Here is a 23,506-nt window from a genome sequence, read left to right as displayed (position 1 = left end):
ACCCCACCTATCTATCTCTACTGACCGGACATGAAAGGGAAATTCGATATACCTGGTCTCTGAATCATGCTTTTCACTTCCAATTGAACCTCCATCGTAGGAAAGATGGTGCCCCAATTCGCCTTGGCTTGCTTCCATTCCCGTGGATATTTTTTATGAAAAGCCCGTGCAAAACCGAGTACGTCAGCCTTTTGATCATGTTGTAATTGTTGTAACGTCACCCTCAAAATCTCCTTAATCTTCTTGTCGAACGGCTCTTCTAACTTTCTCATAATGTCAGAGCCGTTAGCGAGGAGAAGCCCCGTCGAATTTTGAACGACATCCGCTTCTAATTCCAATTGCACGGTCATTTTCCAAATACCGTTCTCAATCGAAGGATTCAGATGGAGATTTGTCGTAATGATTTTGATCACGACTTTCCCCCCCGCCTCTTGTTCGGTGAGTGTAATATTACGGCCCAGATCTTCATGAATAAACAACCGAATGCCCATTTGTTCATCGCTGGATAGAAAACAAGCCAGTTTCCCTTCCTTAATGACCGACATTCCTTCTACGGTCAGAATCGTTTTCTTCGTTTGATTCGTGATTAATCTGCTCCTATTGGCAACCGGCAGTAGGAAGGCACCAGAATCCCCAGTTAATAATTCCTCAATGTCATGCATAGTTGCAGATTTAATCAATGGCTTCTGCGAAAGTTTAATTAAGGTCTCATAGGTATTGGGATCATTCTGAGCTTCTAACAGTTCCCTAGCAGTTCCTCTGCACACAAAGAAATTAGCCTGTTCCCGAGGTTGAATATCCCTAAATAAGAAATCGAAATCATCAAACATCCCACTCTTAGCCAGTTCTTCGCCAAAGAAGTAAGCTTTGGCATGTCCCCAAGAGAAATAGCGCGGAAATTTCTTTTGCAATTCCGATAGTGCATCTGGCATGGAGCTCCCTTTGGTCGATACCGTGTACACATTACCTTGCCCGGTACCTCCTTCCCCCGCAGAAGCGGCAGGATTCGGTATGAAGACTTGAACGGTCACTTCGATTTCATCTTTCGTGATCTTGTCGACTCCAGCGGCTATGATAAATGCCATATCGTTCACCTCAATACGATCCCAACACCCCGTTAAGAGCAGGACACATAGTGAAATGACAGGAACGGATACGTATAACCTCATAGCTAGCCCCTCCTAACCGCTTAATTCTCATTCCGTTCATCTGAATGCTCGGGCTGCCTTTTCAAATTATTGTTGTCAGCATAAAAGGCAGGACGTGTATTCATTTTGCTAGTAGGAGCACGAAACAAAACATCCTTGATTCCTTTGGGATAAATCGGGGCAAATGGAGCCAAATATGGGACACCGAAAGAACGGAGAATACACAGATGGCTAATGATTAACAACAGCCCCAGAATAAGACCAAACAAGCCTAAGATACCGGATAGAATCATGATTGGAAAACGAAGGATTCGTAAGGAGATCCCAGCCGAATATTGCGGCATCATAAACGAAGAAATGCCCGTAATAGCCACAACCATAACCATAGGAGCAGATACTAAACCCGCTTGGATAGCAGCTTGTCCAATGACGAGTGCGCCAACAATGCTGACGGCAGAACCAACTTGCCTAGGCAGACGAACTCCCGCTTCACGCAAAGCTTCGAAAGTAACTTCCATAATCAACGCTTCGACCAAGGCTGGGAAAGGGATTTCCTCCCGAGATTTAGCAACACGAAGCAACAGCGTTGTAGGAACCATTTCATGATGAAACGTCAACACAGCCACATAGATCGCCGGAGCCAACATGGCAATAAGGAAAAAAGTATAACGAAGCCAACGGATGAGACTTCCAATCAGGAAGCGCTGATAATAATCTTCAGGTGACTGCATGAGGGACCAGAAAGTGGTTGGAGCAATGAGAGCAATGGGCGTATTATCCGTAATAATAACAACGCGGCCTTCTAACAGGCTTGCTACAGCCACATCAGGGCGTTCCGTCGTTTGTACTTGGGGAAAGGGGGAATAAATATTACTCTCGATCATTTCCTCGATGTAGCCGCTCTCAAGTACCCCATCTAGCTTAATTTGGGAGATTCTCTCTGAAACCCTGCTTATGATTTCCGGCTTAGCAATCCCCTGCATGTAGGCCAATGTGACATCTGTCTTCGAGTAATTGCCGAGAGTGAAGGAAACGAATTTCAACGCGGGTGTCTTTAACCTTTTCCGAATTAATGACGTATTCACGACTAAGGATTCTACAAAGCCCTCGCGTGGACCACGGACAACAGACTCTGCTAATGGCTCATCTACTGCCCTACCTTCAAATTGCGATATTTCAATAGATAATGCCCCTTCGATCGTATCTAGCAGTAGAACTGCCTTACCTCCAAGCACTTCATTAATCACTTCACCAATGATGCGAAGTTCTTTATACTGTGATACCGAAATACAGTTCATAACATTGTCCATGGATACCACTGTGTCTGCGCTAGCTTGCTTAAGAGGTTCGAGAACATAACCATCAAGCAACTCTACATTCACCATTCCTCGTAAAAACAGGACGGATGCTTGAAGGCCACTCGCAAGATGCATCGACGCGAACACAACATCATCACAAGCTGTCAATACGGTTTGCAAATGAAGGATATTCGAGGAAAGCTTAGTCGACACCAGGGTATGGAATATTTCCTTGTCTATACTCGGATCCTCAGGAAAAGATTGATACATGCGCAACTCCCCTTTAATACTCACATTCATTTACGTATTGTTATGCTCTCAAAATCACACAGCTATTCAGTTGTTACCAAAGCAGGAGCATTTTAACAGACCGTCCATAGCATCTTGCTTGAAAGAATCTAAATTGGTGAAGAATGGTAAGATAACGACAATGTAAAGGGGATATGACCGTTGGATTTTAAACCAATCCTCCCATTTGAGCCAATTAGCACAAATGATTGGCCAGTTGGCACTCATTTTACGAGTCAAATTAAGTGGGATGGGGTAAGAATGCTGCTGTACTTCGACGGAAGTACGACCAAATTAATCAATCGCAGAGCCAATGATCGAACCCTTCAATACCCGGAGTTAACGAGTCCACAGACGTTCTGTTCAGCAAATTCTGTTATTTTGGATGGAGAGATTATCGCACTAGCTGATGGCAAACCTTCTTTTTATGAGATTATGAAACGTGACAGCGCTAGGAAATCCAGCACAGTGACTCGAGCCATGAGGCAAGTCCCCATCACTTACATGGTCTTTGATATCCTCTACTTAAACGGAGATTGGTTACTACATTTGAGTCTGAAAGAAAGACAAGATATTTTAGCATCCACAATGAAACCGAACCACCTTGTTCAACTCGTAACCAACCATGATGATATGGAAGCACTATTTACGATTGTGAAGCAGCACGAATTAGAAGGCATTGTGATTAAGGACCTAACCAGCAGTTATGTCATTAACGGTAAGGATAAGCGATGGCTGAAGAAAAAAATTTTCAAGGATCTCTATGCGGTCGTAAGCGGTGTCACCTATAGAGGCAAGATCGTGAATTCGCTTTTATTGGGTTTGTATGATGATCAAGGACTGTTATGGTATATAGGCCACGCGGGTACCGGCAAACTTGCCGTGAAAGACTGGCAACATGTCACCGAAATTGTTCAAAGCATGACAACGCAAGAGCGGCCCTTTATCAATGAACCCGAAAGGTCGAAAGAAGCGGTTTGGATAACCCCGCAACTCGTTGTAAAAGTTAGCTTTATGGAATGGACACACAATAAAACATTAAGACACCCGAGCATACAAGCTTTTATGAATATGGATTTAAGCGTATGTAACTTCAACCAGAATTAGATTTACACATTTACTTAAATTTATTTATTTGAAATAAAATTTTATATAAAATTATTATTTTGAAATAAAATAATTAAAACGCAGGAATACGTCGAATCATGTCGAATCATTAACCAATAAATCACGCATGTCTTTTTTTTCCAATAACAAGGAAGGCATGCAAATAGAAACTATTGGTAGGTGAGCGACTTGAAAGATGTCCGAAAGATTGCTATTTCTTCATTCAAACTGCTTGAAAACCCGGCGAAATCGGTAGGAATGAAACTATTCTTGATGTTCTTCGCAAGTATTTTATTTTTCGTAATCATTGTCGGTGCACTTTCTTACTCCGTTTCAAAAGACGTAATTAAGAACAAAATGGCCGATTCCAGCCTGCAGACGGTAACACAAGCCGGTCAAAAGCTTGATTTCTTATATCAAACTTTTGAAGATGTGACACTGCAAGTTATGTATAACAATGATGTACAGAAATTATTGGAGACACTCTCCAAGGTCGATCCTCTATCGTACGAAGCTGCTGATCCTAGTCATCAATTGACGGAAAAATTGAATTTTGTCGCTTTTTCCAACAAAGCAATTAAAACACTACGCATTTATAGACCAGATGGTAAGCTCATTGTCGCGACAGGCAGCACAGGCTACGAATCCGAGGCCAGCGTCAGTGATACAGATTGGTTCAAGCAAATTGTCGAAGCAGGTGGTAAAGCTGCTTGGCTCGATAGCAAATCGAAAGGGTATTCGAGTGATTCGGGTAGTACATTCGGGATTGGCCGCATCATTAGCAACGCAACATCGAACCTATTGGTGGTGGAATTTAGCACAGATATCTTGAACAACGAGTTAGGTAGAATTACGCTCGGCGAGAACAGTTCCGTTGTTATCACGAATAGCAGCAACAAGAACCTCGCGACGTTCAACAAGGCAGAATTGGAAAAAACGGCTGATATCCAACTAACAAAAGAGCAATTTGAAAAGAACCAAGATTCCTTTACGACTAAAGATGATCATCTGGTTGCCTATTATAGATCTCCGATATCTGGATGGAATTTGATCGGAGACGTTCCCGTAAGCTCCATGGTTAAGGACGCTAAGAAGATCTTCAACTATACGCTAATCGTTGCGTTTTTTGCAGCTATTGCGGCTGTTTTGATCGGATTGTTCGTTGTTCGAATGATCGGAAGACCTTTAGTCAACTTACGCAACCTGATGCAGCAAGGGGAAAGGGGCAAGCTGACCGTTCGCGCGAACTACACGACGAAGGATGAAATCGGCCAGTTAGGCAATAGCTTCGATAGCATGATGGAGCAAATCACGACCTTAGTTCAACAAACGAGCACTTCCGCTCAGCAAGTATATGAAACAGCGACTGAGCTGTCGAACTCTTCGAAAATAACGGCAAACGCTGCCCGAGAAATTGCAACAGCTACCGAAGAAATCTCAGGCGGTGCTGCAGGCTTGGCGACAGAGTCTGAACGCGGCAATGAACTGACGCATCATATTGGCATGCAAATGAAAAACGTGATTGAGGCGAACCTTGAAATGGGCACAGCAGCAACTGATGTGCAAAGCGCTAGTGAACTAGGCACGAAGTACATGGCTGAGCTTATTGATAAAACGAAGTTAACAGAAACAATGATCCGCTCGATGGTGGATAAGGTGGCTAACTTAAAAGACAGCACAAGGTCGATCCGCCAAATTCTCGATGTGTTGAACAATATGACGAAGCAGACGAACATCTTGTCGTTGAATGCAACAATTGAAGCTGCGCGCGCTGGTGCAGCCGGCAAAGGATTCATGGTGGTAGCTGATGAAATTCGTAAACTAGCGGATCAATCGAAACAGTCTATCCATGTAGTTGGCCAAATCACAGAAAAAATTCAAGTTGAGATCAACGAAACTGTGAAAGTACTATCCACGGCGACACCGATCTTCAAACAACAAATTCAAGCTGTGAATGAAGCTGATACCATTTTCAAACAAGTGACGAGTCACATGGGCGGCTTTGTCGTCCGGCTCAGCACGGTTAGCGATTCAATTAGTACACTGGAGCAGTCCCAAGAAGTATTATCTGATGCGATGATGAATGTCAGCGCAGTAGCCGAGGAGTCGCTCGCAACTTCCCAAGAGGTTGCTTCTTTAAGCACAGAGCAACTTAGCATAAGCAATGGCTTAGTCAGGTTATCAGAACAGCTTGACCAACTGTCCAAGTCGTTAAATGAAACCTTATCTACATTCGAAGTTTAACTTTAAGAAAAACGGCCCTTTCGCTAACGATGCGAACAGAGCCGTTTTTTGGTCATTGGATTAACAAAAATTAATTATATACAGACCTCCATAAATTTGAGATATTTACATCGTCGTTTATTTAAGTTGACCTGGAGGCTCACATGATTTATTTAGCTATTATCATTTTTTCACTTACCATTACCTTCGTCATTTGGCAGCCGAAAGGCTTAAGCATTGGTTGGTCAGCATCAGCAGGAGCGTTGCTTGCCCTCGCTTTCCAAGTCGTTTCACTGCAAGATGTCGCCACAGTTACAGGCATCGTGTGGAACGCGACGCTCGCATTTGTCGGCATCATTATCATCTCGATTATCTTAGATGGGATCGGCTTCTTCGAATGGTCCGCGCTCCACATGGCGCGCTTGGCCAAAGGCAATGGAAAGCTCATGTTCGTCTACGTGATCTTGCTCGGGGCGGCGGTTTCGGCTTTTTTCGCCAACGATGGTGCGGCTCTGATCCTTACGCCAATCGTGCTCGCCATGGTCAGAGCTATGAAATTGCCCGATGCGGCCATTCTCCCGTTTATTATGGCAAGCGGCTTTATCGCGGACACCACGTCACTGCCCTTTGTCATTAGTAATTTGGTAAACATTCTTTCTGCGGATTTTTTCGGGATCGATTTCGTCACCTATGCAAGCCGGATGTTCGTGACAAGTCTGTTCTCGCTAGGCGCAAGCTTGCTGGTTCTCTACCTGTTTTATCGCAAACAAATTCCTGAAAGCTATGAAATCGCGGAGCTGAGACCCCCTTCGGAAGCGATTAAAGATCTGAAGCTGTTCCGCTTGTCCTGGTGGATTCTCGGCATCCTATTAATCGCCTATATTGGCAGTGGATTTATTCATGTTCCTGTTTCCTTCCTCGTTGGGACTGCCGCCATTGGCTTCCTCCTTATTGCTCGAACGAGCGCCGTGATGGATACCAAGAAGATTGTGAAGGAAGCTCCGTGGGCCGTTGTCATCTTCTCCATTGGGATGTATGTGGTTGTCTATGGGCTTAAAAATGTCGGTCTCACTGATGCGCTCGGGGATCTTATCGACATCATTTCTGGTGAAGGTCTATTCGTAGCTACAATAGGCATGGGATTCCTGGCAGCGATCCTTTCTTCGATCATGAACAATTTGCCGACCGTGCTGATTGATGCTTTAGCGATTCAAGGCACTCAAACCGAGGGTATCCTCCGAGAAGCCCTAATTTATGCCAATGTCATCGGGACCGATCTGGGGCCGAAAATGACACCTATCGGCTCGCTAGCCACCTTAATCTGGCTTCATGTGCTTGCCAAAAAAGGCGTAAAAATTACATGGGGCGCTTATATGAAAGCTGGCGTCATCCTGACGATCCCTACCTTGCTTATCACGTTAATTGGTTTGTATCTCTGGTTGCAGGTCATATCCTGATCTGCTGCCTAGCTTTGTGTGACTCCGTTTGAGAATCACTCGCCTAGGAAATAATTGTGAATAAAAGCTCAGAAGGAGCGATTCCAAGCCTATGGCGTTCAAAGCAGAGAAAGCAAAGCTTCTCGTGGAGGGCAACGAGTTGACGATCACGAATCCAAATAAGCCGCTATGGCCTGATTTAGGTATCACGAAGGCGGATTATTTGACGACATTGAGTGCACTATCGCCCTACCTCCTACGTTACTGCCGCAATCGCCATCTAACGACGATTCGATTCCCGCATGGGTATGATGACAAGTCTTTTTATCAGAAAAATGCTCCTGATCCTGTGCCTAGCTTCGTTAAGCTAGCCCCGCTAGATGGCATTAACTATGTGAATTTGGACTCCTTATCTACGCTCATTTGGCTCGGGAATCTGACATGCTTGGAATTTCATCCTTCCTTTCATTTCATCGGTGAGACGAATCCCGCAGAATGGCTGATTGATATCGATCCAACCTTAGAGGAAGAACCTCGCATCATGGAGGCTGCACTTATCATCGGCGAAGTGCTTGACTCATTACGCATACAGTCTGTTCCCAAAACCTCTGGTGCGACAGGTGTGCAAATTTACATTCCAATTCAATCTGGATATACGTTCGAAGAACTCCGCAGAGTTGGACATTTCATCGCGACCTATGCGGTTAACATGTATCCGAAGCTATTTACCATCGAGCGCTTCAAGAAAAATCGCGGTGATAAGATTTATATCGACTACCTCCAGCACTGGTATGGAAAAACGCTCTCTGCTCCTTATACACCGCGTGCCAAAAAGGATGCAACGGTTTCAACGCCTTTGCTTTGGAAAGAAGTAGAGCTTCGCCCAAGCATTCGTGAGTTCAATCAACTAACCATCATGAATCGACTACGTACCTATGGAGACCTGATTGACCGTGTTCCAGCTCAAAATTTGAATACGATTATAGCGCAAATAAAAGAGTAGTTCTAATTAGAACTACTCTTTTATTTCAGAATAATGGAGATAACAATCGTGCAATCCTCTCTTTTCTTTTTTCACCCGGCGACCTCATCTCAAATTCAGTTAGAATAACTTCCGTACAATCCTTTAGGTCCATCTCAAAGTCACTCTCTAACCTGGAAATTACATGCCTATCAAACATGACAGCATTCAATTCGAAGTTGCTGAAAAAGCTGCGCATATCTACGTTGGCCGTCCCCACCGTCGCCATGATGTCATCCACGATAATCACTTTGGCATGAATAAACCCTTTCCGATACATATAGAATCGAACGCCTACCTGCAATAATTCTTGCAGATAGGACTTTGATGCATATTGGACAATGACAGAATCCGCTTTGAATGGCAGAATGATACGTACATCAACACCACTGACTGCGGCGGATTTGAGAGCCATCGTAATGCTGGGATCTGGAATGAAATAAGGCGTAGTAATCCAAATTCGCTCCTTCGCTGCAATCAATCCTGCAAAATACATTTCCTGTATGGCATCCCATCTGGTGTCAGGACCACTAGAAATGACTTGAACGACAGAAGACTCTTGTTCAGAATGCGCTGGATAATATTGCTTTCCCCCAAAACTTTCCCCACTAACGAAAAACCAGTCTGTCAGAAAGGTGCGCTGTAAATCATATACTGCATCCCCATGCAGCATGATGTGTGTATCTCGCCAGAAACCAAGCTTAGGGTCCCCACCTACATATTCATCCCCAATATTTATACCTCCAACGAAACCAACCAAGCCATCGACAACCACAATTTTACGATGATTCCGATAATTCAACCGGTTATCAAAAAAAGCAATCAATGGCTTAAGGAAAGGCTCTACAGCAATACCCGCACGTTTCAATGAAGTAATGTAAGCCTTAGAAAGCGAATGACTGCCAACACCATCATATATAACCCTTACAGCTACTCCTGCCTTCGCTTTGGCAATCAATGCTTCTTGGAATTTACCGCCAATCGCATCATCGCGGATGGTATAAAATTCGAAATGAATATGATCCTGGGCCTTCCCTATCTCTGCAAGCATCGCCTCGTACGTAACATCAGCATTCGTCAGTACGTCAACTCGGTTCAATCCGGTAATCGGTGCATGAGGCACTTGATGCAGCCAATCCCGCAGACGCTTTTCCCCTGACAAGAAACTGTCATCGCCTTCATTGAAGTCCGGGTTACTTTGAGACGGGGCGCCTTGGAGCTCTTGTTTATCCGCGATATCACTGGTATGTCCATGAACTTTCTTACGCCGAACATATTCCCTTGCAATGAAAACATACATAACAAATCCAATAATTGGGAAAATAAATAGAATACTTAGCCATGCTACTGACTTTGAAGGCCTTTTATATTCACAAAGTAAGATCGTGGCTGCCTGAAAGATAAATAACAATAGCAATAGCGTGATCCATAACAACAACACCAGCTCCTATCCCTACATCTGCATGCTGAGATAGCTTTTGCCAAGGCCTTTGGCGCTATACCTTTTCTTTCCAACAAAACCTGTACAAATAAAATTTTCCAACTTTCGTAATAAAATCCTGCCCTTTCGCAGAACATAATCTACGCATTCTTATTTCTTCAACTTGATCATGGCAGGAGGTGCCTCTCGCTTGGCCAAAACACCTAACTATTTGATGAAAAGCATTCTTCAAAGTCGTAAAGCTACAACCACCAGCGAAGGTAAGCCTCCTTCTGAGTTGGAGCAAGCTCTCGATATTCCGTTTATTGAAGATCTTAAACAGACTAAACTCTCACTGCTACTCGATGAGAATCACAAATTTATTAAAGATATGTTTCAGGAATGCTCTGATGTGGTTGTCAGAGAATTCGAAATTGACCCCCATATCCCAGCCCTGCTGCTTTTCGTAGATGGTCTAACCAATACACAGCTTCTGAACGATACGATGAAATCACTCATGCTGATCGGAGGCGGCGAAACCTCCATTGAGCGTATTGCAAATGTCATTCTACCGGTATCACAAACGCAGATTTCTGATAATTACGGAGACTTGCTGACCTCTGTGCTTGGTGGTGACGCTGCGCTGCTCGTTGAGGGGAATGCGAAAGCCATTCTTCTGGGCATACGCGGTACAGAGAAGCGATCTGTTGGTGAACCAGAGACGGAAACCGTCGTCCGCGGACCGAAAGAGGGCTTCGTAGAGAGTATACGTACGAACACTTCTATGATTCGCCGCAAGCTGAAAACGCCACGACTCAAGATGAAATCCATGTGTGTAGGAAAAGAAAGCAATACGAATCTTGTCGTTTGCTATTTGGATGACTTAGCAATGCCTTCTTTGATTGAAGAGGTTGTTAAACGATTAGAGCAAATCAAAATTGATGCCATTTTGGAATCAGGGATGATCGAAGAACTTATCCAAGACGACGCCTATTCACCATTTCCGCAAATCCAATATACGGAACGCCCTGACGTAGTCGCTGCTGCCCTCCTTCAAGGACGAGTAGCAATCATTACAGACGGCACCCCCTTTGTTCTCATCGTCCCTTTCGTATTCATTCAAATTATGCAGACGAGCGAAGACTACTATGAACGATTCCAGATTAGTACGCTTTTACGATTGCTCCGTTATGTCTTCATGTTCTTGTCACTAACGACACCAGCGCTTTATGTTGCTATAACAACGTACCATCAAGCACTACTACCAACGGCATTGATGCTCAGTGTAGCTGCCTCTCGGGAGGCTATTCCGTTCCCATCCGTCGTTGAAGCCTTCATCATGGAAATCACCTTTGAAGCCTTGCGCGAAGCTGGTATCCGACTCCCCAAAGCGGTTGGCTCCGCTGTTTCCATCTTGGGTGCACTCGTTGTGGGACAAGCGGCCGTTCAAGCTGGCATTGTTTCAGCACCTATGGTTATTGTTGTCTCAATAACAGGGATTGCATCCTTCACCATTCCACGATTTAATGGTGCGATTGCGATTCGAATGCTGCGCTTTCCTATTCTTATTGCCGCATCCATTTTCGGTTTCTATGGAATCTTCTTCTCTTTAATGATCCTGATCGGACACATGGCAAATCTACGCTCCTTCGGAGTTCCCTATTTATCACCCGTTGGTCCCTTATCCGCTACGGATCTGAAAGATGTTCTTGTCCGTGCGCCATGGTGGCAAATACAGAAGCGTCCCGAGTTTATGGCTGTTCAAGACAACACCAGTCAGAGTAGTGACCTGCCGATGCAAATCAAGAAAGCAGGAGGCTTAGATGGCAGTAACATAGATCATGTTCACAAAGCCAGCAAGGAGGAGCAATCAAATGATACATCCTAAGATGAGCATTGGGATAGTGGTAACCTTACTACTCTCCACCACTCTACTTACCGGTTGTTGGGATCGTACAGAGACCAATGACGTCGCATTTGTCCTTACTTCATCGGCTGATTTGGAGGATGACGGCAGATATCGTGTTACTTATATGTTCCCTCTCCCCGGTTCCATGGGTGGAGCCAGCGGCGGAGGCGGTGGTACGTCTGGAGGTAAAAGCTATTACATCGATTCCGAAGTCGGAATCACCTTCCGCGATGCTGTTAGTAAGCTTCAATCACGTTTGTCCAGACGCATCTTTCTCTCACACCGCAGAACAATTGTCATTGGTGAGAAGCTAGCGGAAGCTGGCATCACTTCCTTATTCGATGTTCTTCCACGTTCACCAGAGAATCGGATGACGAGCTATTTGATTGTAACCAAGGGCAAGGGCTATGATCTCCTGAATGCAGAACCGAAGTTCGAGCGTTTTCCTGCAGAAGTCATTCGTGAGTTATCCAAGTCTCGCAATGCCATGCCTACAACAATGAAGGATGTCGGGATGTCCTTAAGCTTTCACAGCGATCCCATCATGAGCTATTTAGAACCTCGAGATGGACAAGTCTCTAAAGAGCCTTCCCATGAAATCCAATTCGTTGGCTATGGGCAGTTCAAAGGGGATAAGATGGTGGGCATTTATAAAAAGAAAGAAGCATCCGGGCTTTTGTGGCTCCGAAATCAAGTGAAAGAACAGCAACTCACGTTTCCGATAGAGAAAGGTAAAAATATTTCCATTGCCGTGATCGGAGGCCAGACAGAAATAACACCTAAGATCCTAGAGGACAAAGTTATGTTCAACATTATCGTAGATGCTCGCGGAGCTGTCCGAGAGGACCTGTCAGATGAGGATTTGTATAATTCCGATACCCTTCACAAGATTGAAGCCAAATTCGCAGAACAAATCAAACTATCCATGCTCGCAACGATTAAGCAGATGCAAAAGGAAGGCACGGATTCAGCCCAGCTTGGTCTCATGGTTTGGCGAACACATCCTCAGAAGTGGAACGAGCAATTCAGTAAGGATTGGGAGCGCTATTTTAAAGATGCCGAATTCAATATCGTGGTGAAAGCCTCTATTCCTGATACTGGTGTGATTAACCATAATGTAGCCAAAGGAGGCGTCTAGTCGATGAATGGGATCTTTATCATCAGCTTTCTCAGCATGTTGATCGGATCTTTCTTCATTGATCGCAAAGTACTGCGACGGGCGAATAAAGGGAACAAAATAACCTACGGTATTACCATGGGGTTAATCCTTCTTTTTCTTAGCATGAAATATTTCCACGTGAGTATCCCAATGCCTACCTATTTTTTCGTGCAAAAAGTTTCACCATGGCTCATCCAGGTTCTTGGCATATAAGTAGAAAGGTGGTGTTCCCCATCGATAATAAGCAAGTCATTAACCAACGTCAGCTCTCGTGGCTAGCTTCTTCCATTGTCACCAGCGGAGGTATCCTCACGTTGCAAAATGAATTAATTCGCATTAATCAAATGGATGCTTGGTTCAGCTATTTAATTTCCATACTTTATGTCTTCCTGATTGCTGGCTTCTTTGGTTATATGGTAAAGCTGTATCCGGATAAGAACATTTTTGAAATGTCCAAGGAAATCTTAGGCCCATGGGTTGGCACCATTATCAATCTGCTCATTTTATTTCATTTCTGGCAGATCGTCGTTCGTGATATTTCCTCCGTATCTAGATTTAGTTCAACCCTTTTACTACATACGACACCTTTGGAAATTCTTATCTTACTAACCTGTGTGTTACTTATTTATTTCGGAAAAACAAGTGTAGAGGTCATAGCACGTGTGAATGACCTGTTCTACCCCCTATTTGTCGTAACCATGATGATCATGCCACTGCTCTTATCAAACGAATTCTATCTGCGGCTCACGACGCCTTTACTAACGATGCCACTTCAGAACTGGACGGCAAGTTCGATTCTGACTCTAGGGAGTGCTGGTGACATTTTCATTCTAGGCGCCTTTCTTCATATGCTGTCCAATGCCAATCACGTTCGATCGGCTATTCGACATGGCTCTTTGCTTGGTTTTTTTCTACTCACACTTATTCTCTTCGTTATTATTGCCGTGCTCGGCCCTAAGATGCCTGCAAGCTTCTCCTATCCTACTTATAATCTGGTTCAAACGATTCATGTCACTGATTTTCTAGATCGACTTGATCTTGTTATGCTCATGATCTGGTATCCAACGGTTACCTGTAAAATAATTACCATTTACTTGGCACTCCTGCTCGGCATTAGCTCTCTCTTCAATGAGCGGAATTATCCGATGATCAACAAACCGATAGCATTGCTATTAGCACTAAGTACATGTCTTTCTTTCAAAAGCACCACCGAGCTGCTCTCTTTTTCCAACTTCAGCTCACCTGTTATTGTTCTGGCGTATCAGCCCTTCATCATGGTCCTCCTTGTTGTATTCGGATATCGGAAGAAACAGAAATATACGAATAACTTCCCTAATTCTGATGGGGGAACTCATGTAAAGAAGGATCCCAAACAAAATTCAGGTAAACTTAGCCAACGAATGACCTACACACAGTGGCTCTGGGGAGGAAATCTAATTCTGGTCATTTGCGTTGCTTTTGTTCTAATCGGTTTGATGTTAGGGGAGAAATCAGCGATGATTGGCACAATTTGCGCAGTAGGCTTCGGCAGTTGTTTACTCCTAGCGAACTTAACCACCTATATGGAACTTACCAAACTGAAGCAAGCGGAGAACAGTAACTAATTTGAACTGCTAATCTGAAATTTGATTTGGAGGAATGCTTATACAAAAAAAAAGAAGCACCCGCCTTCAGCGAGTGCCTTGTACCCATTAAACGGGAACCGATTGATTTAAACGACTTTTCGCGACCTTCAAGTAGCCGTTAACGTTTAAGAATTCACTATCGTTCGTGAAACGCAATTTCATTGCTCCTGCCGCGTCTTGGATATACGGCTTCAGCGCAGTTGCACCGCCGCCAATCACGTAGAAACATTGAATATCTGGGCATTTGCGCCAGCGTTTCTTGATCATTTCCACCATGCGTACCGCAGCACGACGGAAATGCAAATCTACGATGGGCCGTATATCCACTTGTCCTTCTCCTGGAAGCTGAATCGTAAATTGACGATTCTTCACGCGTTGCGCAAGCTTCGCTCGGCTTGGGAACAAGTGGCCGTAGGCATCTTCAACGTCACGAATGATCGCATCCAAATACGTTGCAATACCGATCTGCTCGCCATGGCTAAAATGGTTATCAATCGCCATGCGTTTGATGACAGGGAAATCCGTCGTCAAGGCACCGATTTCGCAGACGCCAATGCAGCCGTTGTATATCTCTTCATCTTTGACCTGCAAGCTGTCGTGTGTAGCCATGTGGAACATAGCTGCAGCACCTTCGATAGAGACAGCTACTTTGCGGATCGAAACTTTAATTTTACGATTATGAAACTGTGGTGTGGAAAGGAATGTCACTTCGTGCTCACCCAGAAGTCGATGTTCAAATGTCTGACTGTATTTCGGGAAAGAACGAACAGGCAAGCCCGTACCCAATGTGTATTCAACTTCGTCAACGTTGCCGTATCCAGGATTAACCGCTTGATTCATGAGACCCTGATAAGCAAGTGCAGTCAGTGCTACAATGAGGGATTGATCCGATAGCGCTTTATTGTCCGTATCTTCCAGCTCTAGGTTATCCTCGTGCTCCAAGGCCAGCTGCCCTACGAAATAACGTTGATTCCGCTGCGAAAGACTTGGACTATAAATAACGACATCCAACGCTTTCCAAGGTGAATCTTCTTCTTGTAAAATGTGTCTTTCGTAGCCCGGCGCTATGATATTCGGTATCACGAATGGTTCTCTAGACCCATCTAGCACCAGCTTAATACTATCGTTCCCTATGTCAATACCTGCAAGCTTAATCATGTGTGCCTCCACTCCAAATCTACAGCTTTCTGTAATTGTATTAGTAAATTCGATCATATACGACAGGATTCCTTCCTACTTTAGACTCATTTTCATAGGACTAGTAGGTAGTAAGGCAGGTTTTTAGCAAAATATGACGAATGATGTACATACCTTCACTTTACCAAATTCAACCATGACAGGAGATAACTTAGTCCTTATGAAGCTTAAGTGGAAACCCAAAAAACTGACACTGGTTATCATTCCAGATGCTACGCAATCGGTTGTCAGATTTCGTATTTCCCATTTATCTGCCTATATCGCTGCAGCATGCTTTTCCTTGCTAATGCTGATTTCCATAACGATTTACTTTATGCATGCACATACAGTCAAACAGGCAAGTGACTTGAAATCGAAGCTAAGCGGTGTCAACCAGCAATGGAGCGCAACCCTAGTTTCTAAGAATGAAGCTATCGAACAATTGCAAAATGAAGTGATTCAACTGTCCCAGCAAGCTGAACAGATGAAAACGCAGGTCGAAGAAGTAAAAAAGCTAGAGAGTGATCTCAAAACTATTGCTGGCATCGATCACGAACCTAGTAACGTCGCCGTTGCAAGCAACACATCTGATGGCAAGGCTAAGAAAGATGCTAATCAACCGATAGTCGGAGAATCTCCCCCTTCAACCGGTGTAGGTGGAAGTCCCAATCCTGTCTCACAGGATATCATTCTTAAACTAGGTCAAGATACACTCGCCTCCTTCACTGCACTGAATGGCGAGGTGCAAGAATTGCAAACGAATTTAACTGCAACGAAACAGAAAGTGGCTGACAAACAGGAGCAGCTTCGCATTACACCAACGTTGTGGCCAACGAGCACGAAGGTTGTTACTTCCCCTTTTGGCTACCGATCAGATCCATTTACCAAAATACCGAGTTATCATTCCGGCATTGATTTCGGTGCTCATGAGAATGATCCCGTCTATGCCACTGCGGCTGGTAAGGTCGTCAGTACAGGTAAGGACATCTATCACGGCAACAACATTGTGATTGAGCATTCCAAGGGTTTACGCACCTGGTATATGCATTTAAATAAAATTTTAGTTAACAAAGGTGATTCTGTAGAAAAAGGCGGTACGATCGGCTTAGTCGGATCTACGGGCCGGAGCACAGGAGCACATCTCCACTATGAAGTACTTAAAAACGGCGAAAGCATCGATCCCAAGCCTTATCTTAAATCGATTCGAAAGGATGATAACTAACATGTTCAAAAAAACAAAAAATCTCATGAATCCAAATACAACCGATACACTGATAGGTGAAGGAACGAGCTTTGAGGGCCGTATTAAATCAGAGGCAAGCATTCGTATTGAAGGCGGAATTACGGGTGATATTGACTGCGCTGGCGATGTCATCATTGGCGAGCACGGCGTCGTGAAATCCAATATCTCGGCACGTGATGTGGTTCTGGCTGGAAGCGTACACGGCAATATCACGACCAAGGGCAAGCTGACTATTACTTCTACAGGGTCTTTAAATGGCAATATTAGCGCCGCTTCTTTCATCATTGAAGAGGGTGGTGTCTTCCAAGGCAGCAGTAAAATGGAGACGAAATCGGCCGTACCTGTTCCCGTGCCAAATAATGAACCTGAAACGGGGAACAGACCCGTTGCTGCTCCTGAAAATATGTATAAAGGCAACACAGTTGCCATGTAATTCCTTATAGCTAGGATAGAATCTTTCCGCATGATATACTAGTTGGAAATTCATTTCTAACTGATGTAGGAGACACGGAAACTATGAGAGAACAAGCCATCCTATTTGACCTAGATGACACGTTAGTGCATTGCAATAAATATTTTGACTTTGTCATTGACCAATTTGTAGATTTGATGCTTACTTGGTATTCAGGACATGGTCTGACTAAGCAGGACATCAGGCAAAAACAATTGCAAATCGACCTTGCTGGCATTCAAATTCACGGCTTTATGCCGGAACGGTTTCCGCAATCATTCGTTGAGACGTACCAATGGTTTGCGCAACACTACAACCGTCCTGTAAGCAGCAAAGAGGTGGACTGGCTCATGCAGCTCGGTCACACGGTCTACAGTTACACCGTCGAACCTTACCCACTGATGAATGAAACTCTTCACAACCTTCAACAAGCTGGTCACAACTTGTTTCTGTATACAGGCGGAGATGTTTCCATTCAAATGAAGAAAATCAAGGATGTCGGTCTTGATCAATTTTTCCAAGATCGTATCTTCGTAACCGTCCATAAGACACGTGAGTTTATGAATACATTGATGCATGAAAAGCAATTTGACCGAGGGCATACATGGATGATCGGCAACTCGATCACAACGGATGTTCTACCGGCACTCCATGCAGGTATCCATGCGATTCATATCCCCGTTGCTGATGATTGGGTATTTAACAATGGAACGATTGATGTCACACCGAAAGGCGCCTTTTACCAGCTGCCTTCCCTGCTGGAAGTGCCAGAGGCCATCCAATCATATATTAAGAAATAAATGACTGAACGAAGTTCCAAGAATGATGTTTAAAGATCTATGTCTAAGATCAAAGTACAAGATCGAAAAACAACAACACTGGAAAGTTCTCTACATTGCTAGCGCAAACAACACAGAAAAGCCCCAACTCCACTTTCCTAGTGGGATTGGGGCTTTTTCTGTGTTGGGCTATGCCTATATTTCGGGCCATTCCTTGAGAATTGTCCCGAATTCGCCGAATTAGCTGTACTTTTTCCAGTTAAACAACTACCGAACCAAAAAACAGTAATAATAGCTGTACTTTTTCCCGTTAATTAGCTCGCTCCGCCAATCGCAGTTGTTTTACTATGCCGCGACGTCGCGTCTGCGAAATATTTCCCAGGAAAGGACATTGAATAACAAGAAGTAGCATACAAGCATGGTGATGGAGAACCCTAACGTCATTCCCTCTGCTAGCGGTTGACCCTCTAAATACTGGGTGAGATCCGTATTCGCGAATAGGAAGTATTTGCCCCATGTATAACGTAAGAACAATAAGGTAATCACTTGGCCAGCGAACATGATGAAAATGCTAAGGCCGATCGCAAGAGAAGCGCTGCGAAACACGGTGGAAATCATAAAGGCCAGCGTAACAATCATCACGAGCTCAATTAATTTAAGTCCATAGGTCGCCAACACATAGAGCAGCATGTTTTTCTCCTGCACCTGCCCTGCGGCATTCACAATTAAATGAGGAAGACTCAGTCGTCCAAAGCCATAGGAGAAGCCGTTCACAATCAGGGCAGTAAGGAACAATACAACCAATAACGTAGCTGCAAAAATAAGTGTTGTCAGATACTTCGATATTAAGATCTTCGACCGGCTAGCAGGACGAATGAGCAGCAGCTTGATGGTTCCCCAAGTAAACTCCCCTGCTACCATATCTCCAGCAATAATGACCGTGAAGAGCGTAACCACAATAATTAACCCAGAAGCAGTGAGCATACCTTCCCATAATGTGTTATCAATTGGTGGGTAATTGTTATCCAGCATGTATTGCTGAAGCGCATTTTGTTCCCGCATCTGTTTCTTGAAATTCTCTGGAATATCCGTATTTGCAAGCTCTGTCTTATTGTGTTCAATCGTTTCGGAAGCTCTTATTTTCCAGCTATCATCATTGTTGTTCGTATCGGAATGTGATAACACACCCGTGAGCACGACAATGACAATTAACAAGACCACTAGAATCCATGTTCGAAGTCGACTATAAATCTTCATATGCTCATTCTTGATGAGATTAAGCAATAGGATCACTTCCCGTCATTTCTAAAAATTGATCTTCCAGCGACTTCATTGTTTTGCGGATGCCATACACGGAAATACCCGCCTGCACGAACTGTTTATTCAAAGAGGCTATCTCTTGTTTATCGAGATCCATAACAAGTTCGTTATCAACGACTTCAACTTGAAAACCTTGTTCGGAGGCTAGCTTTACGGCATGTTGGACGGCATCTACCTCATAGACGACCCGCTGCTTGCCGTCCTCCTGAGCATATTCTTTGATGAGTCTGACATCGACCAATTTCCCATTTTGAATAATAGCTACACGGTCACACATCAGTTCCATCTCTGCTAACAGATGTGAAGACACGATCACTGAAATCCCTTCGTCGCGGGTAAGCTTTCGCAAATGATCTCGCAGCTCCCGTATGCCAGCTGGATCCAACCCGTTTGTCGGCTCGTCCAAAATAAGCACCGAAGGCTTATGTAGAAGAGCTTGCGCGATGCCTAGTCGTTGCCGCATGCCCAGCGAGTAGGTTTTCACCTTGTCATGGATGCGATTCGTCATCCCGACAAGATCAATGACCTCCCCGATTCGCTCCTCGCCAATACCTGGAATCATCCTGGCATAATGCACCAAATTCTTATAACCGCTTAAAAATTTATACATTTCCGGATTTTCTACTATCGCGCCAATATGACGAATCGCCTGTTCAAAATGCGTGCGAATGGAATAACCGCCAATGCGAATATCCCCCTCCGAAATGGACATCAGTCCAACCATCATACGGATAGTAGTCGTTTTACCAGCGCCATTGGGCCCAAGAAATCCGAACACCTCGCCGCGCGGAACATCGAAACTCAGCTTATCAATGATCGTCTTAGAACCAATACGTTTCGAAATATGATCCACCTGTACAATGGGCGTAACAACCTCTTGTGATGCTAACATTCGACATCTCCTCTCTTTTTAACCAATATAATCCAATCCTAGCTTACTTCGGCTGTCATGCCTAGAGATTTTTCAGTCATATGACTGTGCTCACTATGGCTTTTTCCTAATTTTATGTACAATGGTAACATACGAACTGTTAGTAAAAGGAGCTCATCTATGATCCAAAGAAGACCGTGGCACGGTGTAGAGTGGTCACTGTTTATCGTCTTGACCGGCGCTGCACTACTTGGTTTACTGTATAGCTGCCTTCACATCTATGAACAACCATTCTCCCACATCCTGCTAACCATATTGGCTATTTTACTCTCTTACGGGGCTCCTTTTATATTCTGGCGACCTCACTATATTAATCCGACATGCTATCCGATTGCCGTTCTGCTTACAGGCATCCCCCTACAAATTTACTTGGCTTGGATGGAACAGGACGCCTTACTTACCATTAATTGCCCAATTATGGTCATTGGATTCCTCACCGATCGAAAAAATGCGTGGTGGACCGCCCCTATTTTCATGTTAGGCATGCCGATGACTTACTTTTTCCTTCTACATAGCGGTATGGGAGTCGGACAACTATTTAGTTTCATCCTAAATGCCGTTCTCTTCTTTGCAATCGGGTTAAGCTTACAACGCGCTGTTACCTCTAACGAGAAGACCGAGAAGCTGCTAGGCGAGAACCAACGTCAATACCATTTAATCCATGAGCAAAATAACGTCCTTGAACAGTACGCGAACCAAATTGAACAGCTTACTTTAGTTGAAGAGCGCAATCGGATGGCTCGTGAACTTCACGACACGGTTGGACATACATTTACATCCGTCATTATGGGCATGGACGCTGTCTCTTATCTAATCGAAGTTTCGCCTGAGAAAGCCAAGGAGAAGCTCGACGTCCTGCGCAATGTGACCAGAGGCGGTCTAGAAGAAGTACGCCGCAGCATTCATCAAATGGTTCCCCAAGAGGGCGACATGCTGTTATCCCAACAATTGTCACGGCTTGCCAATGAATTTGCCTTGCACACAGGGACTCAGATTCACTTCACGACGGTTAGTGACGAGTTCGAAATTCCCAAACAAACCAAACTGTCCTTAATTCGTTGTCTACAGGAATCACTGACGAATGCCAAACGCCATGGCAAAGCAGCTTCTATTGAAATTGTGCTTACTTATGCCGATGACCAAATCTCTCTTCGCATTGAAGATGATGGTATTGGCACCGAACAATTGAAAATGGGTTTCGGTATTGCTGCGATGCAAGAACGGATAACGGCGCTTCAGGGTACTTTGCAGGTACGCTCCTTGCCTGAAAAAGGCACCGTTGTCCATTGTTTTATTCCTGTCAAACGTTTTCCAACCTTTTAATCGCTGTGAGGAGGATTGTCTATGACTGTAAACCAAGCTCCGCTCAAACTGCTCTTGGTCGATGATCAGGATTTGATACGTGAAAGCTTACACATTGTACTGGGTATGGACCCCGATATTGAGGTCGTCGGCTTAGCTGAAAATGGGCAGGTCGCTGTAAAATTAAGTGAAGAAGTGCAACCCGATGTCGTTCTAATGGACATTCATATGCCGATTATGGATGGTGTTGAGGCTACACGTCAGATTAAAGCTGCTTGGCCGCATATTCGTGTCATCATTTTGACCACTTTCCAGGAAATTGGCTATGTTGTCGATGCACTTAGTGCAGGAGCTGAAGGCTACTTACTCAAAGCTATTCATCCCAAAGAGCTTGCCACAGGCATTAAATGGGTTCATCAAGGCGGCACTTTAATTCCGCATGATATCGCCAAAATGCTCGTTCAGCAAGCGCGTGACGGTGGCGGAGGGAGTTCCTCTGAAGATAAAGAAGAGAGCAGCGTTCGCGTAGAGACGTATGGCCTCAGTGAACGTGAGCTGCAGGTGCTTCATAGCATCGCCGACGGCCTCAATAACCGTGAAATTGCCGAGAAGCTTTTCTTGTCCGAGGGTACTGTGAAAAATTACATCTCCAACATCTACTCGAAAATGGACGTCCGAGACCGGGTTCAAGCTTCGAAGAAAGCGCATGATGAGGGAATTCTGTAATCGAGGGGAATTTCATGAGAAATGCTGCCGTAGCCTGTGCTTCAGGTGAATAGATGGATTTTATGTAGTTAAATTTTGCCATTCCCCGATCAAACATAGAATTGATGGATATTGTACAGTTAATTTCAACTATTTCTCCCAATTTGAACAAAACAGGCGGTTTTACCTACTTGTTCTACAGTTAATTCGAATTTTCGAGAACATTCATCGTAAATAGCTGTACCTTTTCCAGTTAATGCAAATTTGAATAACATTCTGGCATGTAACAAAGACCGCTCTTCATCTAAGAAGAAGCGGTCTTTGTTGTTACACGATTATTCGAAGAGCTTCTCGAGAAAACCCTTTTTTCTTTTGCGAATCTTACTATAGCTCTTCACTCTAGAAAATGGTAAGGACGTGTCTTCCGCTGACGAATCATGGATAGGCCCGGCACTGAGATTGACTTCCTCCGATGTAACTGGTGTATGAATCTCCATCTGATCTTCTTGATTCGCCGCATGCTGATGAACAACAATCGTGTTGACGAGCTGCTCATGCAGTTTGTTCTCAAGCTGGTGCCTGCACAGTCGCAGAAATTGCTCTTGCTGTCTATTCTGGAGTTCAAACTGCTCATGAAGTTGCGCCTGGAGCTCTTCTACCTGCTTGGAAAGCAGCATGACGGTCTTTTGCAAAGAATGCAGATCCTGTGCTCTGACTGGCTCATCGCTCCCGACCTCATCAGAAAACTCTTCATTCCCGACCAATAATGCTTGTAACTCCGCAGCTGTAAGAAGATCTTCTTTCCTCATGCGCTTCCCTCCATTCCGTACAACTTGCAGCCCATGCTTGCACTGCTCTTTCTTCTATTGTACATGAGTTTACGGAAATGTTCACGTTTATTAGTCTAATGAGTCGAACCAGCAGATGGGCTTGGAAGTTATTAGCTTTCTATTCCCAAATAAGAT

At 44.3% G+C, this 23,506-nt stretch carries 20 protein-coding genes; 13 read left to right on the top strand and 7 right to left on the bottom strand.

The annotated features are described in order from the left end of the window. Nucleotides 1–17 precede the first annotated feature (17 nt). The gene (locus HQN88_RS15025; RefSeq protein WP_173113291.1) at nucleotides 18–1,169 is read right to left on the bottom strand and encodes a Ger(x)C family spore germination protein; all 1,152 of its coding nucleotides are present in this window, start codon (nucleotides 1,167–1,169) and stop codon (nucleotides 18–20) included. A 20-nt stretch (nucleotides 1,170–1,189) separates the two neighbouring features. Further along, on the bottom strand, nucleotides 1,190–2,716 hold the full coding sequence (locus tag HQN88_RS15020) for a spore germination protein (RefSeq protein WP_173113288.1): 1,527 nt from the start codon (nucleotides 2,714–2,716) through the stop codon (nucleotides 1,190–1,192). Between the two features lie 180 nt (nucleotides 2,717–2,896). Between HQN88_RS15020 and HQN88_RS15015 the strand changes: the two genes are divergently transcribed. The 4 genes from HQN88_RS15015 (at nucleotide 2,897) to ligD (ending at nucleotide 8,503) form a co-directional block, all read left to right on the top strand. Next, entirely contained in the window at nucleotides 2,897–3,841 is a 945-nt protein-coding gene (locus tag HQN88_RS15015) for an ATP-dependent DNA ligase (protein ID WP_173113285.1), read from the top strand. A gap of 189 nt (nucleotides 3,842–4,030) precedes the next feature. Next, complete coding sequence (locus tag HQN88_RS15010; RefSeq protein ID WP_246320259.1) at nucleotides 4,031–6,085, top strand: methyl-accepting chemotaxis protein; 2,055 nt, start codon at nucleotides 4,031–4,033, stop codon at nucleotides 6,083–6,085. Between the two features lie 143 nt (nucleotides 6,086–6,228). Further along, complete coding sequence (locus HQN88_RS15005) at nucleotides 6,229–7,521, top strand: arsenic transporter (RefSeq protein WP_216855718.1); 1,293 nt, start codon at nucleotides 6,229–6,231, stop codon at nucleotides 7,519–7,521. A gap of 91 nt (nucleotides 7,522–7,612) precedes the next feature. Beyond that, nucleotides 7,613–8,503, top strand: coding sequence for a non-homologous end-joining DNA ligase (gene ligD, locus HQN88_RS15000; RefSeq protein WP_173113282.1), 891 nt, complete (start codon nucleotides 7,613–7,615; stop codon nucleotides 8,501–8,503). A 25-nt stretch (nucleotides 8,504–8,528) separates the two neighbouring features. Here the strand turns inward: ligD and cls are convergent, their stop codons facing one another. Then, nucleotides 8,529–9,956: a cardiolipin synthase gene (gene cls / locus HQN88_RS14995; protein ID WP_173113279.1), complete on the bottom strand. Its 1,428-nt coding sequence runs from the start codon at nucleotides 9,954–9,956 to the stop codon at nucleotides 8,529–8,531. A gap of 220 nt (nucleotides 9,957–10,176) precedes the next feature. Here cls and HQN88_RS14990 point away from each other — a divergent pair, with 220 nt between their 5' ends. From HQN88_RS14990 to HQN88_RS14975, 4 genes are read left to right on the top strand one after another with little or no spacing between them, the layout of a single operon-like run. Beyond that, entirely contained in the window at nucleotides 10,177–11,829 is a 1,653-nt protein-coding gene (locus HQN88_RS14990; protein WP_173113980.1) for a spore germination protein, read from the top strand. Further along, the gene (locus HQN88_RS14985) at nucleotides 11,816–12,988 is read left to right on the top strand and encodes a Ger(x)C family spore germination protein (protein ID WP_246320258.1); all 1,173 of its coding nucleotides are present in this window, start codon (nucleotides 11,816–11,818) and stop codon (nucleotides 12,986–12,988) included. The genes HQN88_RS14990 and HQN88_RS14985 overlap by 14 nt, the downstream gene beginning before the upstream one ends. Before the next feature lie 3 nt (nucleotides 12,989–12,991). After that, complete coding sequence (locus HQN88_RS14980; RefSeq protein WP_173113277.1) at nucleotides 12,992–13,222, top strand: hypothetical protein; 231 nt, start codon at nucleotides 12,992–12,994, stop codon at nucleotides 13,220–13,222. Between the two features lie 11 nt (nucleotides 13,223–13,233). Then, on the top strand, nucleotides 13,234–14,613 hold the full coding sequence (locus tag HQN88_RS14975; RefSeq protein ID WP_173113274.1) for an endospore germination permease: 1,380 nt from the start codon (nucleotides 13,234–13,236) through the stop codon (nucleotides 14,611–14,613). A gap of 87 nt (nucleotides 14,614–14,700) precedes the next feature. On the opposite strand, the gene HQN88_RS14970 is transcribed toward HQN88_RS14975, so the two are convergent. Beyond that, complete coding sequence (locus HQN88_RS14970; protein WP_173113271.1) at nucleotides 14,701–15,792, bottom strand: ParM/StbA family protein; 1,092 nt, start codon at nucleotides 15,790–15,792, stop codon at nucleotides 14,701–14,703. A gap of 199 nt (nucleotides 15,793–15,991) precedes the next feature. Here HQN88_RS14970 and HQN88_RS14965 point away from each other — a divergent pair, with 199 nt between their 5' ends. From HQN88_RS14965 to HQN88_RS14955, 3 genes are all read left to right on the top strand, one after another. Further along, complete coding sequence (locus HQN88_RS14965) at nucleotides 15,992–17,032, top strand: M23 family metallopeptidase (RefSeq protein WP_173113268.1); 1,041 nt, start codon at nucleotides 15,992–15,994, stop codon at nucleotides 17,030–17,032. Between the two features lies 1 nt (nucleotide 17,033). Continuing rightward, nucleotides 17,034–17,486 (top strand): bactofilin family protein, encoded by a 453-nt coding sequence (locus HQN88_RS14960; protein WP_173113265.1) that lies wholly within the window; start codon nucleotides 17,034–17,036, stop codon nucleotides 17,484–17,486. 83 nt (nucleotides 17,487–17,569) lie between these two features. After that, nucleotides 17,570–18,304 (top strand): HAD family hydrolase, encoded by a 735-nt coding sequence (locus tag HQN88_RS14955; RefSeq protein WP_173113262.1) that lies wholly within the window; start codon nucleotides 17,570–17,572, stop codon nucleotides 18,302–18,304. Nucleotides 18,305–18,628: 324 nt separating this feature from the next. Here HQN88_RS14955 and HQN88_RS14950 read toward each other — a convergent pair whose 3' ends face one another. Together HQN88_RS14950 and HQN88_RS14945 are read right to left on the bottom strand one after the other, a co-directional pair. Further along, a complete protein-coding gene (locus HQN88_RS14950) occupies nucleotides 18,629–19,567 on the bottom strand; it encodes an ABC transporter permease (RefSeq protein WP_173113259.1) in 939 nt (312 codons plus the stop codon). Further along, nucleotides 19,560–20,495 (bottom strand): ABC transporter ATP-binding protein, encoded by a 936-nt coding sequence (locus tag HQN88_RS14945; protein WP_173113256.1) that lies wholly within the window; start codon nucleotides 20,493–20,495, stop codon nucleotides 19,560–19,562. Before HQN88_RS14945 ends, HQN88_RS14950 begins: the two co-directional genes overlap by 8 nt. 159 nt (nucleotides 20,496–20,654) lie before the next feature. Between HQN88_RS14945 and HQN88_RS14940 the strand changes: the two genes are divergently transcribed. Together HQN88_RS14940 and HQN88_RS14935 are read left to right on the top strand one after the other, a co-directional pair. Then, complete coding sequence (locus tag HQN88_RS14940; protein ID WP_173113253.1) at nucleotides 20,655–21,857, top strand: sensor histidine kinase; 1,203 nt, start codon at nucleotides 20,655–20,657, stop codon at nucleotides 21,855–21,857. A 21-nt stretch (nucleotides 21,858–21,878) separates the two neighbouring features. Next, a complete protein-coding gene (locus HQN88_RS14935) occupies nucleotides 21,879–22,562 on the top strand; it encodes a response regulator transcription factor (protein WP_173113250.1) in 684 nt (227 codons plus the stop codon). 314 nt (nucleotides 22,563–22,876) lie between these two features. On the opposite strand, the gene HQN88_RS14930 is transcribed toward HQN88_RS14935, so the two are convergent. Beyond that, nucleotides 22,877–23,350, bottom strand: coding sequence for a hypothetical protein (locus HQN88_RS14930; RefSeq protein ID WP_173113247.1), 474 nt, complete (start codon nucleotides 23,348–23,350; stop codon nucleotides 22,877–22,879). Nucleotides 23,351–23,506 lie beyond the last annotated feature (156 nt).

This window comes from Paenibacillus qinlingensis (assembly GCF_013204845.1).
In the GTDB taxonomy this organism is placed as follows: Bacteria; Bacillota; Bacilli; order Paenibacillales; family NBRC-103111; genus Paenibacillus_E; species Paenibacillus_E qinlingensis.
Note: the sequence above shows the minus strand (reverse complement) of the source record. Positions and strands in the feature narration are given on the sequence as shown.